25 protein-coding genes, 1 tRNA gene and 1 pseudogene are annotated in these 23192 nt (G+C 64.2%); 11 read left to right on the forward strand and 16 right to left on the reverse strand.

Annotated elements, in window-relative coordinates; translation table 11 throughout:
* The 12 genes from IVA96_RS24890 to aroA form a co-directional block, all read right to left on the reverse strand.
* Complete coding sequence (locus tag IVA96_RS24890) at positions 1 to 741, reverse strand: metallophosphoesterase family protein (RefSeq protein WP_247276512.1); 741 nt, start codon at positions 739 to 741, stop codon at positions 1 to 3.
* A gap of 17 nt (positions 742 to 758) precedes the next feature.
* A complete protein-coding gene (locus tag IVA96_RS24895; RefSeq protein WP_247276513.1) occupies positions 759 to 2102 on the reverse strand; it encodes a folylpolyglutamate synthase/dihydrofolate synthase family protein in 1344 nt (447 codons plus the stop codon).
* Positions 2099 to 3040, reverse strand: coding sequence for an acetyl-CoA carboxylase, carboxyltransferase subunit beta (gene accD / locus IVA96_RS24900; RefSeq protein ID WP_247276514.1), 942 nt, complete (start codon positions 3038 to 3040; stop codon positions 2099 to 2101). Before accD ends, IVA96_RS24895 begins: the two co-directional genes overlap by 4 nt.
* A 111-nt stretch (positions 3041 to 3151) precedes the next feature.
* Positions 3152 to 3988 (reverse strand): tryptophan synthase subunit alpha, encoded by an 837-nt coding sequence (gene trpA / locus IVA96_RS24905; RefSeq protein WP_247276515.1) that lies wholly within the window; start codon positions 3986 to 3988, stop codon positions 3152 to 3154.
* Positions 3985 to 5199, reverse strand: a complete 1215-nt coding sequence (gene trpB, locus IVA96_RS24910) for a tryptophan synthase subunit beta (protein WP_247276516.1) — start codon at positions 5197 to 5199, stop codon at positions 3985 to 3987. Before trpB ends, trpA begins: the two co-directional genes overlap by 4 nt.
* A complete protein-coding gene (locus IVA96_RS24915) occupies positions 5196 to 5867 on the reverse strand; it encodes a phosphoribosylanthranilate isomerase (protein ID WP_247276517.1) in 672 nt (223 codons plus the stop codon). Before IVA96_RS24915 ends, trpB begins: the two co-directional genes overlap by 4 nt.
* Before the next feature lie 66 nt (positions 5868 to 5933).
* A complete protein-coding gene (locus IVA96_RS24920) occupies positions 5934 to 6326 on the reverse strand; it encodes a lipopolysaccharide assembly protein LapA domain-containing protein (protein WP_247276518.1) in 393 nt (130 codons plus the stop codon).
* 71 nt (positions 6327 to 6397) lie between these two features.
* Positions 6398 to 6703 (reverse strand): integration host factor subunit beta, encoded by a 306-nt coding sequence (locus tag IVA96_RS24925; protein ID WP_008539997.1) that lies wholly within the window; start codon positions 6701 to 6703, stop codon positions 6398 to 6400.
* A gap of 173 nt (positions 6704 to 6876) precedes the next feature.
* Positions 6877 to 7857, reverse strand: coding sequence for a signal peptide peptidase SppA (gene sppA, locus IVA96_RS24930; RefSeq protein ID WP_247419823.1), 981 nt, complete (start codon positions 7855 to 7857; stop codon positions 6877 to 6879).
* A gap of 255 nt (positions 7858 to 8112) precedes the next feature.
* Positions 8113 to 9819, reverse strand: coding sequence for a 30S ribosomal protein S1 (gene rpsA, locus IVA96_RS24935; protein WP_247276520.1), 1707 nt, complete (start codon positions 9817 to 9819; stop codon positions 8113 to 8115).
* 266 nt (positions 9820 to 10085) lie between these two features.
* Positions 10086 to 10724 (reverse strand): (d)CMP kinase, encoded by a 639-nt coding sequence (cmk, locus tag IVA96_RS24940; protein ID WP_247276521.1) that lies wholly within the window; start codon positions 10722 to 10724, stop codon positions 10086 to 10088.
* A complete protein-coding gene (gene aroA, locus IVA96_RS24945) occupies positions 10721 to 12058 on the reverse strand; it encodes a 3-phosphoshikimate 1-carboxyvinyltransferase (RefSeq protein WP_247276522.1) in 1338 nt (445 codons plus the stop codon). Before aroA ends, cmk begins: the two co-directional genes overlap by 4 nt.
* A 159-nt stretch (positions 12059 to 12217) precedes the next feature.
* Between aroA and IVA96_RS24950 the strand changes: the two genes are divergently transcribed.
* The 3 genes from IVA96_RS24950 (at position 12218) to IVA96_RS24960 (ending at position 13172) form a co-directional block, all read left to right on the forward strand.
* Entirely contained in the window at positions 12218 to 12625 is a 408-nt protein-coding gene (locus IVA96_RS24950) for a TIGR02300 family protein (protein WP_247276523.1), read from the forward strand.
* Between the two features lie 93 nt (positions 12626 to 12718).
* Positions 12719 to 12794 (forward strand) — tRNA-Ala (locus tag IVA96_RS24955).
* Between the two features lie 135 nt (positions 12795 to 12929).
* Positions 12930 to 13172, forward strand: a complete 243-nt coding sequence (locus IVA96_RS24960; protein ID WP_247276524.1) for a GIY-YIG nuclease family protein — start codon at positions 12930 to 12932, stop codon at positions 13170 to 13172.
* A gap of 16 nt (positions 13173 to 13188) precedes the next feature.
* Here IVA96_RS24960 and IVA96_RS24965 read toward each other — a convergent pair whose 3' ends face one another.
* Positions 13189 to 13650 (reverse strand): MarR family transcriptional regulator, encoded by a 462-nt coding sequence (locus IVA96_RS24965; protein ID WP_247276525.1) that lies wholly within the window; start codon positions 13648 to 13650, stop codon positions 13189 to 13191.
* A 152-nt stretch (positions 13651 to 13802) separates the two neighbouring features.
* Here IVA96_RS24965 and IVA96_RS24970 point away from each other — a divergent pair, with 152 nt between their 5' ends.
* The 8 genes from IVA96_RS24970 (at position 13803) to IVA96_RS25005 (ending at position 21339) form a co-directional block, all read left to right on the forward strand.
* A complete protein-coding gene (locus IVA96_RS24970; RefSeq protein ID WP_247276526.1) occupies positions 13803 to 14228 on the forward strand; it encodes an organic hydroperoxide resistance protein in 426 nt (141 codons plus the stop codon).
* Positions 14229 to 14403: 175 nt separating this feature from the next.
* Positions 14404 to 15609, forward strand: coding sequence for a CaiB/BaiF CoA-transferase family protein (locus tag IVA96_RS24975; protein WP_247276527.1), 1206 nt, complete (start codon positions 14404 to 14406; stop codon positions 15607 to 15609).
* A gap of 397 nt (positions 15610 to 16006) precedes the next feature.
* Entirely contained in the window at positions 16007 to 17323 is a 1317-nt protein-coding gene (ugpB, locus tag IVA96_RS24980) for a sn-glycerol-3-phosphate ABC transporter substrate-binding protein UgpB (protein ID WP_247276528.1), read from the forward strand.
* A gap of 49 nt (positions 17324 to 17372) precedes the next feature.
* Positions 17373 to 18254: a sn-glycerol-3-phosphate ABC transporter permease UgpA gene (ugpA, locus tag IVA96_RS24985; protein WP_247303926.1), complete on the forward strand. Its 882-nt coding sequence runs from the start codon at positions 17373 to 17375 to the stop codon at positions 18252 to 18254.
* Complete coding sequence (ugpE, locus tag IVA96_RS24990) at positions 18254 to 19102, forward strand: sn-glycerol-3-phosphate ABC transporter permease UgpE (protein WP_247276530.1); 849 nt, start codon at positions 18254 to 18256, stop codon at positions 19100 to 19102. The genes ugpA and ugpE overlap by 1 nt, the downstream gene beginning before the upstream one ends.
* 20 nt (positions 19103 to 19122) lie before the next feature.
* Complete coding sequence (locus IVA96_RS24995; RefSeq protein ID WP_247276531.1) at positions 19123 to 20208, forward strand: sn-glycerol-3-phosphate import ATP-binding protein UgpC; 1086 nt, start codon at positions 19123 to 19125, stop codon at positions 20206 to 20208.
* A 382-nt stretch (positions 20209 to 20590) separates the two neighbouring features.
* Entirely contained in the window at positions 20591 to 21016 is a 426-nt protein-coding gene (locus IVA96_RS25000; protein ID WP_014438749.1) for an Hsp20 family protein, read from the forward strand.
* Between the two features lie 50 nt (positions 21017 to 21066).
* Positions 21067 to 21339, forward strand: coding sequence for a DUF1150 domain-containing protein (locus IVA96_RS25005; RefSeq protein ID WP_007598581.1), 273 nt, complete (start codon positions 21067 to 21069; stop codon positions 21337 to 21339).
* Positions 21340 to 21541: 202 nt separating this feature from the next.
* On the opposite strand, the gene ptsN is transcribed toward IVA96_RS25005, so the two are convergent.
* From ptsN to IVA96_RS25020, 3 genes and pseudogenes are all read right to left on the reverse strand, one after another.
* Entirely contained in the window at positions 21542 to 22003 is a 462-nt protein-coding gene (gene ptsN / locus IVA96_RS25010; protein WP_027514736.1) for a PTS IIA-like nitrogen regulatory protein PtsN, read from the reverse strand.
* A 220-nt stretch (positions 22004 to 22223) separates the two neighbouring features.
* Positions 22224 to 22826 (reverse strand): ribosome-associated translation inhibitor RaiA, encoded by a 603-nt coding sequence (gene raiA / locus IVA96_RS25015; protein ID WP_247276532.1) that lies wholly within the window; start codon positions 22824 to 22826, stop codon positions 22224 to 22226.
* Between the two features lie 83 nt (positions 22827 to 22909).
* Positions 22910 to 23192: pseudogene (locus tag IVA96_RS25020) on the reverse strand (RNA polymerase sigma-54 factor); the annotation flags it as partial.

The following is a 23192-nucleotide window of genomic DNA, read 5'->3' on the forward strand; positions in this document are numbered from 1 at the left end:
CTACTTGATCCACCCCGTCGCCAGCGCATTCGCCAGTTCGGGCTGATTGTTGCGTCGCGCCAGCGCGGCCATGGCCTCGTGATCATAAGCGACGTGGCGGAACGTCACCTGCCAAGCGCCGTCAGCGAGCTCGAGAACGGCATAACGCGCGTGCGGCGTGCCGGCTTCGACGGCATGCGGGAATGGATGCTTGTCCCGAAAGCCGGGACTGCCGACGCTGCCGGGATTGACGATCAGCCGCCCGTCGGGCAGGCGCACGGCCCGCGCAAGGTGGGTGTGGGCGCAGAGGATCAAGGATTGCGTGATGCCTTGCGCGAATGGTTCGATGCGATCGAGCGGCGATAGCGCGACCGTGCCGTCGGGACGCACGGTATCGAGCCAGTACACCTCGTCGCTGCCGGGCGTCGCATGGCAAAGGAACACCTGTTCTCGGAAGACCCGTGTCATCGGCTGCGCGCGCAGCCAGTCGAGCTGCGCGGCGTCGATCTGCGCATGGGCGGGGCGATCCCACGAGCCCATCTTTTCCGGAGCGCGGTCGAGCAGATAGCGATCGTGATTGCCAAGCACGTGCACGGCGTCGATCCTCATCAGGATCTCGATCGTCCTGCGAGCATCGAGTGGCCCGCTCAGCATGTCGCCGAGATTGACGATGTCGGCAATGCCGAGTGTGCGGATGTCGGCGAGCACCGCTTCGAGCGCGAGGTAGTTTCCGTGGACGTCGGCAATCGCAGCAAAACGCATCGTGGTCACCGTAGTCGCTATGCAGGAGGCGTGCCGTTGATTGCGAGCACGTGGCCGGCCAGATACAGCGAGCCGGTGATCAGGATGCGCGGCGGCACCTCGTAGGCGAGCTTCGCCAATGCGCGCAGCGCAGCTTCGATGCCGGGCGCGGGCTCCACACGCATGCCGAGGCTGCGCGCGGCGTCCGCTAGGCGGTCGACCGGCATCGCGTTCTCGGTATCAGGGATCGGCACCGCGATGATGTGACGGGTAAGCCCGGCGAAATTGGCAAGAAAACCCTGCGCATCCTTGTTGGCCATCATGCCGGCGATGACGACCAGCGGCCGCGACACCCGCTCTTCGAGATCACCGAGCGCGGCGGCGGCCACGCGGCCGCCTTCAGCATTGTGCCCACCATCGAGCCAGATGTCCGAGCCCTGCGGTCCCCAAGAGAGCAGCTCCCCCGAGGTGATGCGCTGCATTCGTGCCGGCCATTCCGCCCCGACGATACCGGCCTCGAACGCCGTCTGGCTGACCTTGAACGCCGGGACGGCGCGCAGCGTCGCGATTGCAAGGCCGGCATTGTCGAACTGGTGGCGGCCGAACAGGCGCGGCGCCGCAAGATCCATCAGGCCGCGATCGTCAGAATAGACCAGACGTCCGCGCTCGACATTGACGTGCCAACTTTCGTTCGCCGCAAACAGCGGCGCACGCATGCGCCTGGCCTGTGCTTCGATCACGGTCATCGCCTCGGCAGCCTGCTCGGCACAAATCACGGGCGCGCCACGCTTGATGATCGCGGCCTTCTCGCCGGCGATGGATGCCAGGGTGTCGCCGAGGAAGTCCATGTGGTCCATGCTGACAGGCGTGATCACGCAGGCCGCCGGCGCATCGACCACATTGGTCGAATCGAGCCGGCCGCCGAGACCAACCTCGAGCAGCACCACGTCGGCCGCATTTTGCGCGAACAGATGAAAGGCCGCGGCGGTCTTCAGCTCGAACAATGTCGCAGCCTCGCCGGCATTGGCGCGCTCGATCTCTTCCAGAGCGGTGCGCAGTTCATCATCGCTGACGAGCACGCCGCCGCCGACGCGACCGAGCCGGAAGCATTCGTTGATGCGGACGAGATAGGGTGAGGTATAGGCGTGGACGCGCAAGCCTGCGGCCTCCAGCGTCGCGCGCAGATAGGCGAGCGTGGAGCCCTTGCCGTTGGTCCCGGCGATGTGGATCACCGGCGGCAGCTTGCGTTCGGGATGGCCGAGCCGCGCGAGCAGACGATGCATCCGCTCGAGCCCGAGATCGATGCGTTTCTGATGCAGGGCCGACAGCCGCCCGATCAGTTCGCCGAGCGGCGGCTTTGTGCTGTCAGAGGAGGCGTTCACGCGTGGGGCGCAGCCGGCGCCGTCTCGGCGGCCGATACGATCTGCGCGGGGCTCGCGACCGGCTGCACCGATCTCGATGCGCCTTCCTGCGGCGGCGCCTTGGTCAGCAAGCGGCAGAGCCGCGCCAGGGTCGGACGCAATTCGTGGCGATGTACGACCATGTCGACCATGCCGTGCTCCTTCAGATACTCGGCGCGCTGGAACCCCTCGGGGAGCTTTTCGCGGATGGTCTGCTCGATCACGCGCGCGCCGGCGAAACCGATCAACGCGCCGGGCTCGGCAATGTGCACGTCGCCCAGCATGGCGTAGGACGCGGTGACACCGCCGGTGGTCGGATTGGTCAGCACGACGATATAGGGCAGTTTTGCCTCACGCAGCATCTGCACCGCCACCGTGGTGCGCGGCATCTGCATCAACGACAAAATGCCTTCCTGCATGCGCGCGCCGCCCGATGCGGCAAACACGATGAATGGCGACTTCTTCTCGACCGCGAGCTCCATTCCACGCACGATGGCTTCGCCCGCGGCCATGCCGAGCGAGCCGCCCATGAAATCGAAGTCCTGCACGGCGACGACGACGGCGGAGCCTTCAAGCTTGCCGTAGCCGACCTTGATCGCGTCGTTGAGGTTGGTGCGCGCGCGCGCATCCTTGATGCGGTCGACGTATTTTTTCTCGTCGCGAAACTTGAGCGGGTCGGGCGTGACCTCGGGCAGCGCGACGTCGAACCAGGTCTCGTTGTCGAAGATCGACTTCAACCGCGCCACCGCGCCCATGCGCATGTGGTAGTTCGAGCCGGGGATGACGAACTGGTTGGCCTCGACGTCCTTGTAGAACACGAGCTGTCCGGAATCCGGACACTTGATCCACAGATTCTCCGGCGTCTCCCGCCGCAGCATGTTGCGGATCTTCGGCCGGACCACATTGGTAAGCCAGTTCATGCTTTGCTCCGATGCGCGAACCCGCCTCGCGGGTCGCCTGTAGAATATATGGCGGCCGGGCCGCTGCCCGGCAAGCTGCCGTGTCGCCTGCCCGGAAAGCGGAACTATGGCCTATTCCGCCGCTTGCTGCGCCCCCTTGACGCCCTGGGCCAGGGCCGCCGTCAGCTCGGCGACGGCGTCAACGGTTTTATCGGTCGCTCGCCCCTCGGCATCGAGGCTGTTCTTGAGCGCATCCACCAGTGCTGTGCCAACCACCGCACCATTGGCGTGCGAGGCGATCGCCTTGGCTGTCTCCGGCGTGCGGATGCCGAAGCCGACGCAGACCGGCAGCTTGGTATGTCGCTTGATGCGCGCAACGGCTTCGCTCACCGCCGAGGAGTCCGCAGCCGCCGCTCCGGTGATACCGGTGATCGAGACGTAGTAGACGAAGCCCGATGTGTTGGCGAGCACGGCCGGCAGGCGCTTGTCGTCGGTGGTCGGCGTCGCCAGGCGGATGAAGTTGAGGCCGGCCTTCATCGCCGGCAGGCACAGCTCGTCGTCTTCCTCCGGCGGCAGATCGACGATGATGAGGCCATCGACACCTGCGCTCTTCGCGTCAGCCAGGAACTTGTCGACGCCGTAGATGTAGATCGGATTGTAATAGCCCATCAGCACGATCGGCGTCGCGTTATCGTCCTTGCGGAAGCCGCGCACGAGCTCTAGCGTCTTCTTCAGCGTCATGCCGGCCTTGAGCGCGCGGAGACCCGCGGCCTGGATCGACGGACCATCGGCCATCGGATCGGTGAAGGGCATGCCGATCTCGATCACGTCGGCACCCGACCGCGGCAGCGCCTTGATGATCTCGAGCGACGTCGCCGCATCAGGGTCGCCGGCCATCAGGAAGGTCACGAAGGCCGGGCGGCCCTGCTTCGCAAGCTCGGCAAAACGGGTGTCGATACGCGTGCTCACTTCTTGCCCCTCAGGATGTCGCCGACTTGCGGGACGTCCTTGTCGCCCCGGCCGGACAGATTGACGACCATCAGGTGATCCCGAGGCCGCTTCGGCGCGAGCTCCATCACCTTGGCGATGGCGTGCGCCGGCTCGAGCGCCGGAATGATGCCTTCCAGCCGCGACAGCAATTGGAACGCAGCGAGTGCTTCGTCGTCCGTCGCGGAGAGATATTTGACGCGCCCGACCTCGTGCAGCCAGGAATGTTCGGGGCCGATGCCGGGATAGTCGAGACCGGCCGAGATCGAATGCGCGTCCTGGATCTGACCGTCCGCATCCATGAGAAGATAGGTGCGGTTGCCGTGCAGCACGCCGGGACGGCCGCCCGCGATCGAGGCGGCGTGCAGCTGCGTGAGTCCGTGGCCGGCGGCTTCGACGCCGAAGATCTCGACGGAGGGATCATCGAGGAACGGATGGAACAGGCCCATCGCGTTCGAGCCGCCACCGATGCAGGCCACCAGCGAGTCCGGCAAGCGGCCCTCGATCTCCTGCATCTGCGTCTTGGTCTCGTTGCCGATGATCGACTGGAAGTCGCGCACCAGCGTCGGATAGGGATGCGGGCCCGCCACCGTGCCGATGCAATAGAACGTGTTGTGCACGTTGGTGACCCAGTCGCGCAGCGCTTCGTTCATGGCGTCCTTCAGCGTGCGCGTGCCTGACTGCACCGGCATCACCTTGGCGCCCAGCATCTCCATGCGGATGACGTTGGGCTGCTGCCGCTCGACGTCAACGGCGCCCATATAGACCACGCATTCGAGGCCGAAGCGCGCGCACAGCGTCGCGGTGGCGACACCGTGCTGGCCGGCGCCGGTCTCGGCGATGATGCGCTTCTTGCCCATGCGCCGCGCCAGCATGATTTGGCCGAGCACATTGTTCACCTTGTGTGAGCCGGTGTGGTTGAGCTCCTCGCGCTTGAGATAAATCCTGGCGCCGCCGAGATGCTCGGTCAGGCGCTCAGCGAGATAGAGTGGCGAGGGCCGGCCGACATAGGTCTTGAGGTAGCCGTTCATCTCGGCCTGGAACGCCGGATCGGCCTTGGCTTCGGTATAGGCCTTCTCCAGATCGAGGATCAGCGGCATCAAGGTTTCGGCGACGAAGCGGCCGCCGAAAATACCGAAATGGCCGCGCTCGTCGGGGCCACTACGGTAGGAATTGGGTTTGGCGACGTTCATCGGACACTCAACTCTTGGCTCGTATCTTGGCTGGCGCGCGCGGCGCGGATGAAGGCCTTGATCATCTCCGGATCTTTCACGCCCGGAGCGCTCTCGACACCGGAGGAGACGTCGACGCCGCCGGCTCCGGTGACGCGGAGGGCTTCCGCAACGTTGTCGGCGTGAAGCCCGCCCGAGACCATATAGGGCAGGCTCACATCGAGATTTTGGAGCAGGTGCCAGTCGAAGGGGGCGCCGAGACCACCGGGGCGGGTTGCATCTTTCGGTGCGCGCGCATCGAACAGGATGCGGTCGGCGACTGCGGCGTAGCCGGGCAGCACCGCGAGATCGGCAGATGTGGCGACCGGCACCGCCTTCATCACCGGACGGCCGAACCGCTGCTTGATGTCGCGCAGCCGCGCCACGCTCTCCTTGCCATGGAGCTGAAGAATGTCCGGCGCCAGCGCGTCCATGATGTTGTCGAGCATGGCATCGTCGGCATCGACGATCAGCGCGACCTTGAGCGCACGGCGCTTCACCTGGCGCCCGAGATCGCGTCCCGCTTCCAGCGACAGGTGCCGCGGCGACGGCCGAAAGAACACGAAACCCACCATGTCGGCACCCGCCTCGAGCGCCACCTCGAGCGTCTCGGGCGTGGACAGACCGCAGATTTTGACGAGCAGGGACATGGTCTCAAAGCGGATGGAGGCCGCGGGCCCGCGGCCGGAAAACAGGGCTTTCGATTGCGGCCGCTTCTACAACGTCGCGCGCTGCTTGTCTCGCCCGATGGGCCCATAAAGGCCGACCCCCGAAGGGACTGGGAGGCGCTGGGACTCGGGCCTTGCCGCCGCCATTTGGGCCCGCAGATCGGCCAGTTCGCCCCTGGCAGCGCGTGCATCCGCCTCATTGCGGCGCGCCGCGCGCCGCCAGTGCCACTGGCCGAGCCAGACTGCGCATCCACCCGTCAGCACGCCAAGGGCAGCGACCAGGATCAAAAGCAGGAACAGCGGCAAGGTGACCGACAGCGAGGGGTCGGCCGACATGAAGGGATCGAAGGAGACGGTGACGAAATGCCGGTTGGCGACGGCGAAAACCAGCAGGAGCAGGCCCAGCGGAATCACGATCAGCGCGGTCAGGAACTTTCGCATCTCGCTTCGCTCGCCTTGAATCAAGCTTGCGGCCGCATCATGCGCGACCGCAGAAAATCCTGATGCCCGGCTCAATCTGCCGCGCCGGGATCCGGATGGTCGCGGTTCAGCCGCTCGCGCATTTCCTTGCCGGTCTTGAAGAACGGGACGCTCTTCTGGTCGACAGGCACATGAGCGCCGGTGCGCGGATTACGTCCGGCGCGTGCAGGGCGATGCTTGACCGAGAAGGCACCGAAGCCGCGCAGCTCGACGCGATCACCGCGTGCGAGGGCCGCTACGATCTCTTCGAGAATCGCATTCACAATGTTCTCGACATCCCGCTGGTACAGATGCGGGTTGTGCTCGGCGATACGCTGAACAAGTTCGGATTTGATCATCGAGAGATAGGACCCGGGAGCGTGCGGATGACCATTTCCGTGAAAATACCTTGATCTGTCAAGACGCTAAATCAAGATTGAGCGTCGTGAAAATACGTGACAAATGCCGAAAAAGCAGGCTGTGCCGGCACCCGTCACGCGGGAAAACCCCCGCACGCTCGCCTCGGTTCCGGTCAGTTTGACGCGGCCGGCTGCCACAGGGCCAGCATTCCATCCATTCCGAACCGATCGACCGCCTGTGCGACGCCGGTTTGCCCGATTTGATACGCAATCGAGCTCAAACCCAGCGCTTCCAGCGTCACGGCGGCGGCCGTCTTGAGGAAGGGCAGATCGCCGAAGCGCGGCTCGAGCTTGTAATCGCGCACGCTGAGCCCCTTCTTGACGCCCTTCTGCTCGACCAGCCAGGTCACCGCCGTCTTCTCGTCGCCGATCTGGTCGATCAGCTTGAGATCGATCGCCTGGCGGCCGGTGAAGACGCGGCCATCGGCCACTTTCTCGAGCAGCGTGTCATCCATGCCACGCCGTTCCTTCACCAGGCCCCTGAACCAGGCGTAGGAATCCTTCACCAGCGCATCGAGCGCGGCCCGCGCCTCGGGGCTGGTGGGCTCGAAACCATTGGGCGCGGCCTTCAGCGGCGACGACTTCACCTCCTCGACCTTGACGCCGATGGTCTTCAGCAACTCGGAGACATTGGGGTATTGAAACAACACGCCGATCGAGCCGACCAGCGAGCTCTGCTGGGCGATGATGTGGTCGCTGGCGATCGCGGTGATGTAGCCGCCGGAGGCGGCAAGGCCCTCGACCACGACGACGAGCGGCTTCTTCGCCTTCAGTCGGGTGAGCGAATCGTAGAGCTGCTCGGAGCCGGCGGTGGTGCCGCCCGGCGAGTTGACGTGAACGATGACGGCAGCGGCCTGCGAATTCTCCAGCCGCTCCAGCGCCTGGGTGCGATCGGAATCGCTGCGGATCAGGCCCTCGATGTGGACGCGCGCGATCGAACCGGCAGACGCGAACGTGCCGCGCGCACCTGGTGTCGCGATCAGCGCAAAGCTCGCGATCGCCGCGATCGCGATCAGCGCGGCCATCACGCGCCAAAACGTCAGCTTGCGGCGGATCCTGCGGCGATCGACGATGATGTCCGAATCCAGCGACATCGGAATATCTCCAAAATGAAAGACGGAGCGCGTTGTGCCGTCACAGCGTGACCGTCGGCTTATTCTCGATACATCAATTGCGGCGCAATTTGAAGAAAACAAGGCCCGTCCTAGCCCGGATGGAGCGAAGCGCAATCCGGGATTGGCGGCGCAAGGACTTTCCCGGATGACGCTGCGCTCCATCCGGGCCGCGAGCACGCAACAAAAAGCCCCGGCTCGCGCCGGGGCTTCGATGCAGCGAAACGTGCGTTTCGCTTACTTGTTGTCGCGGTTCTTGAGCGCGGTGCCCAAGATGTCGCCGAGCGTTGCACCCGAATCGGAGGAGCCGTACTGCGCGATGGCTTCCTTTTCTTCGGCGACTTCGAGCGCCTTGATCGACACCTGGACCTTGCGGGCCTTCTTGTCGAACTGGATCACGCGGGCATCGACCTTCTCGCCGACGGCAAAGCGTTCAGCGCGCTGGTCGTTGCGGTCACGGGCGAGCTCCGAGCGCTTGATGAAGGTCGAGAAGTCGGTACCGGCGATCTTCACCTCGATGCCGCTCTCCTTCACTTCGAGCACTTCGCAGGTCACGACCGCGCCCTTCTTGACATCGCCCGGCTCGGCGAAGGGGTCGCCTTCGAGCTGCTTGATGCCGAGCGAGATGCGCTCCTTCTCGACGTCCACGTCGAGCACCACGGCCTTGACCATGTCGCCCTTCTTGTAGTTGTCGATCACCTGCTCGCCCGGAAGCTTCCAGTCGAGGTCGGAGAGGTGGACCATGCCGTCGACGTCGCCTTCGAGACCCAGGAACAGACCGAACTCGGTCTTGTTCTTGACCTCGCCTTCGACCACCGAACCGGTCGGGTGAGCTTCGACGAAGACCTCCCAGGGGTTGCGCATGGTCTGCTTGAGGCCGAGCGAGATGCGGCGCTTGACGGAATCGACTTCCAGCACCTGCACGTCGACTTCCTGCGAGGTCGAAACGATCTTGCCGGGGTGCATGTTCTTCTTGGTCCACGACATCTCGGAGACGTGGATCAGGCCTTCGATGCCCGGCTCGAGCTCGACGAACGCGCCGTAGTCGGTGATGTTGGTGACGCGGCCGGTGAAGCGGGCACCCAGCGGGTACTTGGCTTCGATGCCCTGCCACGGATCATCCAAGAGCTGTTTCATGCCCAGCGAGATGCGGTGCGTCTCGTGGTTGATCTTGATGATCTTGACCTTCACGGTCTGGCCGATCGAGAGCACCTCGGTCGGATGGTTGACGCGGCGCCAGGCGATGTCGGTGACGTGCAGGAGGCCGTCGATGCCGCCGAGATCAACGAACGCACCGTAGTCGGTGATGTTCTTGACCACGCCGTCGATGACCTGACCCTCTTCGAGATTCTGCACCAGCTCCTGACGCTGCTCGGCGCGGGTCTCTTCCAGCACGGTGCGGCGGGACACGACGATGTTGCCGCGACGGCGATCCATTTTGAGGATCTGGAACGGCTGCGAATTGTTCATCAGCGGCGCGACGTCGCGGATCGGACGGATGTCGACCTGCGAGCGCGGCAGGAAGGCCACGGCACCGTCGAGGTCGACGGTGAAGCCGCCCTTGACCTGGTTGAAGATGACGCCGTTGACCTTCTCGTTGTTCTGGAACGCCTTCTCGAGCTTGCCCCAGCTCTCTTCGCGGCGCGCCTTGTCGCGCGACAGCACGGCTTCGCCGAGGGCGTTCTCGATGCGATCGAGGAACACTTCCACCTCGTCGCCGACCTTGATCTCGCTGTCACGGCCGGGGCCGGAAAATTCGCGCAGGGCAACGCGGCCCTCGGTCTTCAGGCCGACGTCGATGACGGCCATGTCCTTTTCAATTGCAACCACCTTGCCCTTGACGACGGAGCTTTCCTGCAGGTTGCCGCCTGCGAAGGATTCGTCGAGCATCGCGGCGAAATCGTCGCGCGAGGGGCTATAGGTATCAGCAGAAGTCGAAGCCATTTGTTCTCCAGTTGCGGAAGTCTTGCCGGCCGTTGGGTTCATGGGCGCATCGCACACGCAGTGTCGGAAGGTCCGCAAGACCTTCGAGCGACCGCTCGCGGCTCCGGCTCGGTGCTGGAGCAGCGGAAGCGGGCCGGCTGAGGCCCGCGCGTTCGATACGTGGAAATTCTTGTCCGGAGCCTGGATCGCGTCGGCCCCAAATAGGGACCGAAGGTTATCGACCTCAAAGAGCGGGAGCGGGCGCTTCCTCCAATGACGGCTGCGGCTTAACCCCGCGACCGGCCCGCTCGGACGGCCTCGATAATGTCGATGGCAGCCCGGACGCCGCCTTCTATATCCAGTTGGGAGTTATCAAGCAAGTAAGCATCCGGCGCCGGCTTTAAAGGCGCAATCGGCCGGTTCTTGTCGCGCTCGTCGCGCTGCATGATGTCGGCAAGCACGGCCGCCTCGTCCGCCTCCTCGCCCCGCGCCCGCGCCTCCATGGTCCGGCGGTGAGCGCGGACCCTGGGGTCGGCGACCACGAAAATCTTCACGTCGGCATGGGGGCAGATCACGGTTCCAATGTCCCGGCCATCGAGCACGGCGCCGGGCGGATCGGCGGCGAATTGCCGCTGGAAATTGACCAGGACTTCGCGGACTCTCGGAATGGCCGAGACGATGGAGGCCCCCTCGCCGACCGTCTGGGTCTTGAGGACGGGATTGCCGAACTTTTCGGGGTCGAGTTCCAGCGCCGCCGCGACCGCGGCTGCCTCGTCGCGGAGATCATGACCGGACTGCATCAGCTCGTAAGCCACTGCGCGATAGATGACGCCGGTATCGAGATGGCGATAACCGTAATGGTGGGCGAGGCGCTTGCCGAGCGTCCCCTTGCCCGAGGCTGCGGGCCCGTCGATGGCGATGATCATGAAAACTCGGCCCCTAGCGAACGCATCATCGGAATGAAATCCGGAAAGCTGGTGGCGATGAAGGCGGTGTCGTCGACGCCGACCGGCTGGTCGGACGCGCAACCCATCACCAGCGCGGACATCGCGATGCGATGGTCCATGTGGGTGGCAACAACGCCCCCGCCGGGCACGTGACCGCGGCCTTCGACGATCAGATCGTCACCGGAGACCTCGACCTTGACGCCGTTGACGCGAAGCATGTCGGCCGTGGCCTCGAGCCGGTCGGATTCCTTGACGCGCAGCTCTTGCAGGCCGCGCATGATGGTCGTGCCCTCGGCGAAAGCGGCCGCGACGGCCAATACGAGGTATTCGTCGATCATCGAGGGCGCGCGCTCCGGCGGCACCTCGACGCCGCGCAGCTTCGACGCGCGCACGCGCAGCTGGGCCATCGGCTCGCCGGCGTCGCGTCGTACGTCGCTCTCCTCGATCGAGGCGCCCATTTCGCGCAGCGTGGTGAACAGGCCGGTGCGCAGCGGATTGGTCATTACGTCGGACAGGACGACGTCGGAGCCATCGGCGATCAGCGCGGCAACGACGGGGAAGGCCGCCGAGGACGGGTCGGCCGGCACGATGACGTTGGCACCGTGCAGCTCTGGCTGGCCTTGAAGCGTGATGCGGCGGCCGTGCTGGCCTTCCTTCGTGGAGGTGATGGCGGCACCAAAATGCTGCAGCATCAGCTCGGTATGGTCGCGGCTCGCCTCGGTCTCGATCACCGTGGTTGTGCCCGGCGCAGCCAGGCCCGCGAGCAGCACGGCCGATTTGATCTGGGCCGAGGCGACCGGGGTCATGTAGGTGATCGGCAGCGGATCGCGCGCGCCCTGCAGGGTCAGCGGCAGACGGCCGCCCTCGCTGCCCGACAAGGCCCTGGCGCCCATCTGTTCGAGTGGATCGAGGATCCGGCGCATCGGGCGGCTGCGCAGCGAGGCGTCCCCGTCGAACACCGCCGAGATCGGGCAACCCGCGACGGCGCCCATGACCAGGCGGCAGCCGGTGCCGGAATTGCCGAAATCCAGCGCCGCCTTGGGCTGGGCGAAGCCACCGACGCCGACACCGTTCACCGTCCAGGCGAAATCACCGGTGCGCTCGACCCTGGCGCCCAGCGCCTGCATGGATTTGGCGGTGTTGAGAACGTCTTCGCCCTCGAGCAGTCCCGAAACCCGGGTCTCGCCGACCGCGAGCGCCCCCAGGATCAGGGCGCGGTGGGAGATCGACTTGTCACCGGGTACCCGTACTTTCCCGGTCAGGGGGCCGCTGGCGCGAGACTGCAGCGGCCTCGGTTGGTCGGAATGGGTCAAGATTGTGTCCTTGGATGCGCCCTAAGGGGCTGGGGCGCAGGTACCACATGGTCCGCGCCCCGTCACGGGCATGTCGTTCTCCTGTAATGCGCTATTGACAGCGGGCCGCCAACTAGCCAAGTGAAGCACCGCTTTTCAGACATTCCCAGGATTCCTGCCGTGGCCAAGTCCGAACTCGGAACTAAACGTATTTGCCCGACCACGGGCAAGAAGTTCTATGACCTCAACAAGAATCCGGTGATCTCGCCCTATACCGGCGAAGTGGTGCCGATCGCCCCGGTCGCGCCCGCACGTGCGTCCCGCGGCGCCGAAGCCCGCAATGTGGCCCCGGACACGACGCCGGAGCCGGCAGAGGCCGAGGAGTTGGTCTCGCTCGAGGAGGCCGACGCCGAGGAGAACACCGGCAAGGTCAAGGCCGTCGTTCCGGAGTCCGAGGACGACATCGAGGTCGACGAGACCATCGAGGATGACGATGACGACGATTCGACCTTCATTGCCGACGACGAAGAAGGCGATGAGGACGTAACCGACATCATTGGTGATGTCGGAGGTGATGAAGAGACTTGAGATCAGCCCTGATCTGTGAAAAAGGGTGCACCGCGCGAGTCACCAGGGCTCGCCGGTTGGGGTGATCCACCAGGTTCATCCGGTCTAAGTTAAGGGGCCATAGCTCAGCTGGGAGAGCGCTTGCATGGCATGCAAGAGGTCGGCGGTTCGATCCCGCCTGGCTCCACCACGCTTCGCCCTTCGGGCTTCGCGTGGCGCAGCCACGCAGAGCCCGAAGGGTAAAGCGTGGTGTCCGGCGTAGCCCGAAGGGCGAAGACGGACTGGTGCGACGCCCACCTAACGACTACCCAGGCGATAGGCGTCAATGTGGTACGTCTACATTCTCCAAAGCGTTGACTTTCCTGATCAGGAATACATCGGCGCCACGGAAGATTTGAAGCGGCGAATTCCGGAACACAATGCCGGCAAATCTAGCCACACCGCTAAATATAAGCCTTGGAAACTGATCTGGTACTGCGCCTTCCCCGACAAGTACAAAGCTCTGGCGTTTGAAAAGTACCTGAAGTCTCATTCCGGCCGCGCCTTCACGAAGAAGCGGCTTTCCTAGGCTCTGACGAACTCCCCTACTCCCCGATCACCGCATTGAGCCGGTCGCGCAATGCGACGATCTCGTCCTTCATTGCGACCAGTTCCGGCACCGAGCAATCCGAGGCCGCCAGAATGGATTGCGGCACGCTGCGTGCCTTGTCCTTCAGCGCCTGGCCCTGCGGCGTCAGGGCGATCAGCACCTGACGCTCGTCCTCGCTCGAGCGGGTGCGCCTCACGAGATGGGCGGCCTCGAGCCGCTTGAGCAGCGGCGTCAGCGTGCCCGAATCCAGGAACAGCTTCTCGCCGATGTCCCTCACCGGTACGTCGTCGCGCTCCCATAGCACCAGCATCACCAGATATTGCGGATAGGTCAGGCCGAGCCGACCGAGCAGCGGCTTGTAGACACGATTGAAAGCATGCGCGGCCGAATAGACCGCAAAGCAGATCTGATTGTCGAGCCGCAGCGGCGCGTCCGCTGCCGATGGTTTCCGGGCCATGGGGACTCTCACGGGATTTGCCCGTATTGTGGGGTCGGGCGGCCGTAAATTCAATTGCAAACAATTAAATGTGAGGCACTGTAATTTCAGTTGTGCGCGATCTAATTGAAGCGATACAGATCGCGTCCACCCGAACCCCCAGGGAGATGAAAATGTCCGTGAACGTCCTCTACAAGACCAGTGCCAAGGCGACCGGCGGCCGCGACGGCCATGCTGCAACGCTCGACGGCGCCCTAGACGTCAAGCTGACCACGCCGAAGGAGCTCGGCGGCGGAGGCGGCGCCGGCAACAATCCCGAGCAGCTGTTTGCGGCGGGCTATGCGGCCTGCTTCATCGGCGCGATGAAGTTCGTGGCGTCGCAGGGCGGCCCCAAGGTTCCCAATGACGCGTCCGTCACTTCGACCGTCGGCATCGGCCCGCGCTCCGAGGGCGGTTTCGGTCTCGAGATCGATCTCGCCGTCTCGCTGCCGGGCCTGGCTCGCGCCGAGGCTGAGGCGTTGGTCGAGAAGGCGCACCAGGTGTGCCCGTACTCCAACGCCACGCGCGGCAATGTCGACGTTCGTCTGACGGTCGTCTGACCGCAATTGCGGATTGGCTGGCCCGAGATCCCCCTCGGGCTGGCCGCTTCCCATTGGTTTGCCATTCTGGGATTGCGCCGCGGCGGCGCATGCGGCCCTACGCGCGAAGCCATTGCTGGGATGCACGAACCTCGCTAGGCCTGTGATCAAGCATCGACACAGGGGAAGCGAAGGCATGAGTTCTGAAGCCGCCACAGGTGCCATGAGCGGATTGCGCGTCATCGATCTCACGCGCGTGCTCGGCGGTCCCTACTGCACCCAGATCCTCGCCGACCACGGCGCCGACGTGATCAAGGTCGAGCCGCCCGCGGGCGACGAGGTGCGCGAATGGGGCCCTCCCTTCCATGAGGAGGATGCGGCCTATTTCGTCGGCATCAACCGCAACAAGCGCTCGATCGGCCTCGACCTCGCCTCCGAAGGCGGCCGCGCCGTGCTGCTGAAGATGCTGGAGACGGCCGACGTCCTGATCGAGAACTTCAAGCCAGGCACGCTGGAGAAATGGGGCATCGGCAACGAGGTGCTGCGCGCAAAATTCCCGCGCCTCGTGCACTGTCGGATCTGCGGCTTCGGCGCCGACGGCCCGCGCGGCGGCAATCCCGGCTATGACGCCATCATCCAGGCCATGACCGGCATGATCGCGGCGACCGGCTCGCCGGAGAGCGGCCCGATGCGGATCGGCGTGCCGCTGGTCGACATCACCACTGGCCTGTACGCGGCGATCGGCATCCTGATGGCGCTGTCGGAGCGCCAGCGCTCCGGCAGGGGCCAGTTCCTGGAGACGACGCTGTACGAGACCGGCCTTGCCATCATGCATCCGCACACCGCCAATTATTTCATGCATGGCAAGCCACCCGCGCTCACTGGCAACGAGCATCCCAACCTCGTGCCTTACGCGATCTTCCCGACGAAAACCGACAACATCTTCATCGGCGTCGGCAACGACGGCACGTTCCGCAAGCTCGCCAAGGAGATCGGCAAGCCCGAGCTCGGCACCGATCCGCGCTTTGCCCGCAACAAGGACCGCATCGCCAATCGCGAGGCGCTGCGCGCCGAACTCGCCGCGGTGTTCAGCCAGCACGAGGCCGAGCCGCTCTGCAACCGCCTGCTCGCGGCGGGCCTGCCCGCTGGCCCGGTGCAGAAGATCGACCAGGCACTCACGAATCCGCACACGATCGCGCGCGGCGATATCATCGAGAAGGATTGGTACAAGGGCGTCGCCTCGCCGATCCGGCTCGACCGCAGCAAGCCGAGCCTGCGCCGCCTGCCGCCGAAATTCAGCCAGCACGCGGCTGAGGTGCTGGGCGAGTTCGGCTACTCCCGGGCGGACATCGACGCGATGGTCGAAAAGGGCGTGGTCTGCGGCCCCGAGCGTAAGCGCTGAGGCCTCGTGAAATAGACTTCAGCGTTGCCGCAACGGCGGTGCGCTCCCTCCCCGCTTGCGGGGGAGGGTTGGGGAGAGGGCGTCTCCAGAACGGGACAATCCCCAAGCGGAGAGAGCAGTCACCCGCGCCTTCGGCGCGACCTCTCCCGCAAGCGGGAGAGGTGTTCGAGATCGTGCCTGATGGACAACTCACGTCATCCAATGCCGCACTGCGGCGCGAGCACGCGTGTGCAGCGCGAACGCACGGCGCGGTCTCCCGCACGCCTTCGCCTATTTTCCGGCTTCCCTTTTCCAGCGCTTGCCGCTTTCGTTTCGGCCGCTTACACAGTCATGTGAACGTCATGTGGCACTGCTAGCGCAAGCGCTTCTTTATTGACGGGCAAGGGAGGTTTTCTTGATGGCTCTTCGACATTTTGGTGCGGCTGCGGCTGTCGCAGTCACGGTCGGCATGATGGCCTCGCCGGCCCTGGCCGTGACCGACATCCAGTGGTGGCACGCGATGACCGGCGCCAACAACGACGTCATCGTCAAGCTCGCCACCGACTTCAACGCGTCGCAGAGCGACTACAAGGTAATCCCGACCTACAAGGGCAACTACCCCGACACGATGAACGCCGGCATCGCGGCCTTCCGCGCCGGCAATGCGCCGCACATCATGCAGGTGTTCGAGGTCGGCACCGCCACCATGATGGCGGCGACCGGCGCGGTGAAGCCGGTCTACAAGCTGATGGCCGAGACCGGCGAGAAGTTCGATCCGAAGGCCTACCTGCCCGCGATCACCGGCTATTACTCGACCTCGAAGGGCGAGATGCTGTCCTTCCCGTTCAACTCGTCGTCGACGGTGATGTGGGTCAACCTCGACGAGCTGAAGAAGGCGAACGTCGCAATCCCGAAGACCTGGCCTGAAGTGTTCGATGTCGCCAAGAAGCTGCACGACAACGGCCACCCCACCTGCGGCTTCTCCAATTCCTGGGTCACCTGGGTCAATCTCGAACAGCTCTCCGCCTGGCACAACGTGCCGCTGTCGACCAAGGCCAACGGCCTCGACGGCTTCGACACCGTGCTCGAATTCAACGGCCCGCTTCAGGTCAAGCACCTCGAGAAGCTGGTCGAGCTCCAGAAGGACAAGACCTACGATTATGCCGGCCGCACCAACACCGGCGAAGGCCGCTTCACGTCAGGTGAATGCCCGCTCTATCTGACCTCCTCGGCGTTCTTCGGCAACGTCAAGGCGCAAGCCAAGTTCGCCTTCACCGCCGTGCCGATGCCCTATTATCCCGACGTCAAGGGCGCACCGCAGAACTCGATCATCGGCGGCGCCTCGCTCTGGGTGATGGGCGGCAAGTCGGCCGACGAGTACAAGGGCGTCGCGAAATTCCTGGGCTTCCTGTCCGACACCGACCGCCAAGTCTACATCCACAAGGCCTCCGGCTATCTGCCGATCACCAAGGCGGCCTATGAGAAGGCCAAGGCGGAAGGCTTCTACAAGGACCAGCCCTATCTCGAGACCCCGCTGCTCGAGCTGACCAATAAGGAGCCGACCGAGAATTCCCGCGGCCTGCGCCTTGGCAACATGGTGCAGCTCCGTGACGTCTGGTCGGAAGAGATCGAGCAGGCGCTCGCCGGCAAGAAGACCGCCAAGCAGGCGCTCGATGCCGCGGTCGAACGCGGCAACACGATGCTGCGGCAGTTCGAAAAGACCGCCGTGAAGTGAGGCGATCGGCGGCAGGCCGGTAACCCGGCCTGCCGCTCCTGCGCGCATCATGCAAAAGCAAGCCATTTTCCAATCGAAGCTATTGCCCTACGCGCTGGTTGCGCCGCAGCTCGCGATCGTCCTGATTTTCTTCTACTGGCCGGCGTTGCAGGCAGTGATCCAGTCCTTCCTGCTCCAGGACGCCTTCGGTCTTTCGACGAGCTTCGTCTGGTTCGACAACTATCTCGAGCTTCTGCAGGACCGCGCCTATTTCGAAGCGATCGTGCGGACCTTCTTCTTCTCGTTCGCCATCGCGGTCTCATCGCTATCCTTTGCGCTGCTCCTCGCCGTGATGGCGGACAAGCCGCTGCGCGGCTCGATGCTCTACCGCACGCTGCTGATCTGGCCCTATGCGGTGGCGCCGCCGGTCGTCGGCGTGCTCTGGATTTTCATGCTGCATCCCTCGCTGGGCGTGCTCTCGCGTTATTTGCGCGTCCTGGGCATCGACTGGAATCCGCTGCTCGACGGCGACCAGGCCGCAACGCTGATCATCCTCGCCGCCGCCTGGAAGCAGATCTCCTATAATTTCCTGTTCTTCCTCGCGGGCCTGCAGAGCATCCCGCGAAGCGTGCTGGAGGCCGCCGCGATCGACGGCGCGCGCCCGATGCGCAGGTTCTGGACCGTGACCTTCCCGCTGCTGTCGCCGACCATCTTCTTCCTTTTGGTCGTCAACATCGTCTACGCCTTCTTCGACACGTTCGGCATCATCGACACCATGACCCGCGGCGGTCCCGGCAAGTCGACGGAGACGCTGGTCTACAAGGTCTATTCCGACGGCCTGCTCGGCGGCAATCTCGGCAGCTCCGCGGCGCAATCGGTGATCCTGATGATCATGGTGATCGTGCTGACGGGAATCCAGTTCCGCTTCGTCGAACGCAAGGTGACCTACTGATGGTCGAGGAAGAAGGCTTTCGGCGCTACGTCGCTCATATCATCCTCTGGATCGGGATCGCGATCGTCGCCTTCCCCGTCTACATCGCGATCGTCGCCTCGACCCAGGACAACGCGCTGATCGCGAACGGACAGATGTCGCTGCTGCCAGGCGGTCATTTCTTCAAGACTTACTACCAGACGATCTTCATCGGCACGAGCGGCTCGACCCGGGAGCCGGTCGGCAACATGATGCTGAACTCGCTGGTGATGGCGCTCTTGATCGCGGTCGGCAAGATCGCGATCTCGATCATCTCGGCCTATGCGATCGTGTATTTCCGCTTTCCGTTCCGGATGCCGATCTTCTGGCTGATCTTCATCACCCTGATGCTGCCGGTCGAGGTGCGCATCTATCCCACCTACAAGATCGTCGCCGATCTGCACATGCTCGACAGCTATGCCGGCCTGTCGCTGCCGCTGATCGCGTCGGCCACCGCAACGCTGCTGTTCCGCCAGTTCTTCATGACCGTGCCGGACGAGCTTTTGGAAGCCTCGCGGATCGACGGCGCCGGTCCCTTGCGCTTCTTCTGGGATACGCTGTTGCCGCTGTCGCGCACCAACATGGCGGCGCTGTTCGTCATCCTGTTCATCCTCGGCTGGAATCAATATCTCTGGCCGCTGCTGATCACCACCCGCGACGACATGCAGACGATCCAGATCGGCATCCGCAAGATGATCACCACCACCGACGCGCTGACCGAATGGCCGATCGTGATGGCAACTGCCGTGCTGGCCATGCTGCCGCCGGTGTTCGTCGTCGTCGCCATGCAGAAGCTGTTCGTGCGCGGCCTGGTCGAGACGGAGAAGTAGGTTCTTGCAAGTGAGTTTTCATGGCTAACGTCACCCTGCGCAACGTTCGCAAGACCTATCCCGGCGGCTTCGAAGCCATCAAGGGCATCGACGTCGATGTCGGCGACGGCCAGTTCTGCGTGCTGGTCGGCCCGTCCGGCTGCGGCAAGTCGACCTTGCTGCGCATGGTCGCGGGGCTGGAGACTGTCACCGGCGGCGAGATCGACATCGGCGGCCGCGTCGTCAACCAGATCGAGCCCGCCGATCGCGACATCGCGATGGTGTTTCAGAACTACGCGCTCTATCCGCATATGAGCGTCTACAACAACATGGCCTATGGCCTGCGCAACCGCGGAATGGCGGAAGCCGAGATCAAGACCCGCGTCGGGGAAGCGGCGCGCGTGCTCGAGCTCTCCGCCATGCTGGAGCGCAAGCCGCGCCAGCTTTCCGGCGGCCAGCGCCAGCGCGTCGCCATGGGCCGCGCCATCGTGCGCCAGCCGAAGGTGTTTCTGTTCGACGAACCGCTCTCCAATCTCGATGCCAAGCTGCGCATCGCGATGCGCGTCGAGATCCGCAGATTGCAGCGCCGGCTCAACACGACGTCGATCTACGTCACCCATGACCAGCTCGAGGCGATGACGCTCGCCGATATTCTGGTGGTGATGAATGGCGGCCAGGTCGAGCAGGTCGGCAATCCCCTCGCGATCTACCAAAAGCCGGCCACGACCTTCGTCGCCTCTTTCATCGGCGCGCCGCCGATGAACCTGATGTCCACCCGTCCCGACGAGATCAAGTCGCAGCTCGGCGGCAGCGCGGGCGAAGCCGGCATCCTCGGCATCCGTCCCGAAGACTTCGTCATCACCGACCAGACGCCCGCCGGCGGCGTCGCGCTGCCACTTACCGTTGAAGCGATCGAACGCGTCGGCGCCGAAACCTTCGTCTACGGCTCGCGGGCTCAGGAAGACCAGCGCGTCGCCGCCACGCCCGGCGAGCTGCCGCCCGGCGAGGTCATCGTCCGCCTTCCCGGAACCGAGGCGCCAGCCATCGGCCAGCAGATCCGCGTCGCAGCGGTTCGCCAAAAGCTGCATTTGTTCAGCGGCGATGGGCGGAAGCGGTTGGAAGCCTGACCGGGTTCCGAAGGGACAGCTAACAAAAAGTGCGAAAACAACCCCATGCACAGTAGCGGGGCCTTGTTTTCATTGACATAAATCGGCCTGCAATTTGCCGTCCCCGAACTTGTCCCGGGCGTTGCTCTGGCTGTCGAGAGAAAGGTCGTGGGGGATATCGGCGAGCGGTAGCGACGCCGTCCTACGGACGGCCATGCCCCGGCCATGACGATGTGGAAACGCCCGGCGCGAAGCAAAGCGCATCACATGCGGGAATGCCACCTGTGCAGGGCTCCTGCTACCTGCTTGAACCCACACGGGGATATGCCCATATTGCTGACCAAGGGGTGCCGCTTGCGGGCTCCGACACACCAAAGTCGCTTCTGCGAGGACTTTGTAAACTATGTCTCGTGTTCCAACGCTCTCCAGTCCCTTCCTGCTGGGCTTCGACGAGATCGAGCGCGTGCTCGATCGGGTCGTCAAAGGTGCCGACGGTTATCCTCCCTACAATATCGAGAGGTGCGACCGGTCGGACGGCCAGCCCGAGCGTTTGCGCATCACGCTGGCGGTCGCCGGCTTCACCCGCGACCAACTCGATGTAACTATTGAGGAAAACCAGCTCGTGATCCGCGGGCGGCAGCAGGACGACAAGACCCGGCAATACATCCATCGCGGGATCGCCGCCCGCCACTTCCAGCGCACCTTCGTGCTGGCGGAGGGGATGCTGGTGCTGGGTGCGGATCTGAAGAACGGGCTGTTGTCGGTCGATCTGGCCCGGCCTGAACCGGAGAGGATCGTTAAGACAATCGCTATCAATGAACACGAATAATGGAACGAGTAGCGGACTCGACCGCTTAGTGTTCCAGAGGAGTCGAGACCATGAGTGAAGGTCACGTTGCGTTCGAATACGAAGCCAAGAATGTCTCGCCCGAGACGCTGGCAACCCTCGGCGAAGGCCATATCGCCTATGTGAAGCAGATCCGCTCGGAGGACGTGCCGGGCCTGTTTCCCGAAGCACCGAAAATCGCGCCGGGCTTAAAACTCTTCGCGCTCCACGCCGCCGACGGCACGCCGATCATGCTGACCGACAGCCGCGAAGCCGCGATCGCCAATGCCTGGAGCAACGAGCTGCAAGCGGTGAGCGTGCACTGAGCACGCGCGTCGCGCGAACAGGGTTTCAAACGGGCATGCCTTCATGAGAAGGCGTGCCCGTTTTCATTTCGGGAGATGCAGTCTCGCGCGTCGTCACTGCGAACGCGGCGGAGTGCGGCTTAACTCTCGTGTCCCGGACAAGCTGCAACGCCCAGCGCTGCGCTGCGTCCGGGGCACGCGCCCTTAGAGTCGGCAATGACGCTCAAGCCGCCGTCGCCGGCGGCAGGGCCAGCACCGAATAGATCGCCTGGGCGTCGCGCGAGGCGCGGAGTTTCTTGGCGATGTCCTGGTCGCGCAAGAGGCGAGCGATGCGGGCGAGTGCCTTGAGATGGTCGGCGCCGGCGCCTTCGGGGGCGAGCAGCAGGAAGACGAGATCGACCGGCTGGCCGTCCATCGATTCGAAATCGATCGGGCGATCGAGGCGCGCGAACAGGCCAAAGATCTTTTCCAGCTTGGGCAGCTTGCCGTGGGGAATGGCGACGCCGTAACCGACTGCGGTGGTGCCGAGCTTTTCGCGCTGAAGCAGGACCTCGAACACGGAGCGTTCGTTCTGCCCGGTCAGCTCGGCGGCCTTGGCCGCGAGTTCCTGCAACGCCTGCTTCTTGCTGTTGACTTTCAATGCCGGGAGAATCGCCTCGGGTGCGACCAGATCGGTAATCGGCATGGAAGCTTTCCGAGGTGAATTAAGCCGTCAGGTTCCGATTTGGCCAGCTTGATAGACCAAGCTGCGCCGACGTCAATAACATGAAGCAGGAGGCGGACTTAGCCCCGGTCCTGATGTGGGGCGCTTCTACTCCAACGCAATCCCGGTGCCAACTCCCGCGTGCGGCTTTGCCACGGACATTGTTAAAGGCCCGGGATGGTACGGAGCCCGGGTCTCGGACCTAACCATCGGACTTACCGTCCACCTTGGCCCCCGGAGGGTCGATCCAGCCGACATTGCCATCCGCCCGGCGGTAAATGATGTTCACCCGGCCCGAGGAGCCGTGCTGGAAGACCAGGCAGGGCGCCCCGCTGAGGTCGAGTTCCATGACGGCCTCGCTGACCGAGAGGCGCTTCAGCGAGGTGGTTTGCTCGGCGATGATGACGGGGCTGTAGCCGGCGACCTCGTCCTCGCCTTCGGGCGCCTCGAGCACATAGCTCGTGGCATCGAGCGCAGCCATCGCCTCGGAGGCGACATGGGCCTTGCGGGCGGAACGGTCCTTGAGGCGATTCTTGTAGCGGCGCAGCCGCTTCTCGATCATCACCAGCGCCTGGTCGGCGCTGGCATAGGCGTCCGGCGCGTTCGAATCGGCCTCCAGCGTGATTCCCGAATCGAGATGCAGCGCGCAATCGGTGCGGAAGCCGAAGCCGTCCTTGCTCAGCGTGATGTGACCGGAATAATTGCCGTCGAAATATTTGCGCAGCACCTCATCCGTGCGGTCGGCAACGCGGCCGCGCAGGGCCTCGCCGACGCTGATGCTCTTTCCCGAAATTCGAAGAGTCATGTGATGCCTCGCTTGGTTCAAGTGCCTAGCTTGGATCGGTCTCGATGGGACATCGAGAGTAGCGCGATTTCGCGCCAGCGCAATCAGGCCGGCTCGGTGTTGCGGGGGCGATCGGACATTGCGGTGGCGAGGACGTTACCAAGAGCGCTCTGCTTGTCGCGGCGGCGTTGCACCGAAGAGGGAATGCGCATGGCTTCGCGGTACTTCGCGACCGTGCGGCGGGCAATATCAATGCCCGAAGCGCGCAAGCGTTCCACGATGGTGTCATCCGACAGGATTGCCGTGGGCGCTTCCGAATCGATCAGCTGCTTGATGTGGTGACGTACCGCTTCGGCGGAATGCGCCTCGCCGCCGTCAGCCGAGGCG

It is taken from the genome of Bradyrhizobium sp. 159 (assembly GCF_023073795.1).
Classification (GTDB): Bacteria; Pseudomonadota; Alphaproteobacteria; order Rhizobiales; family Xanthobacteraceae; genus Bradyrhizobium.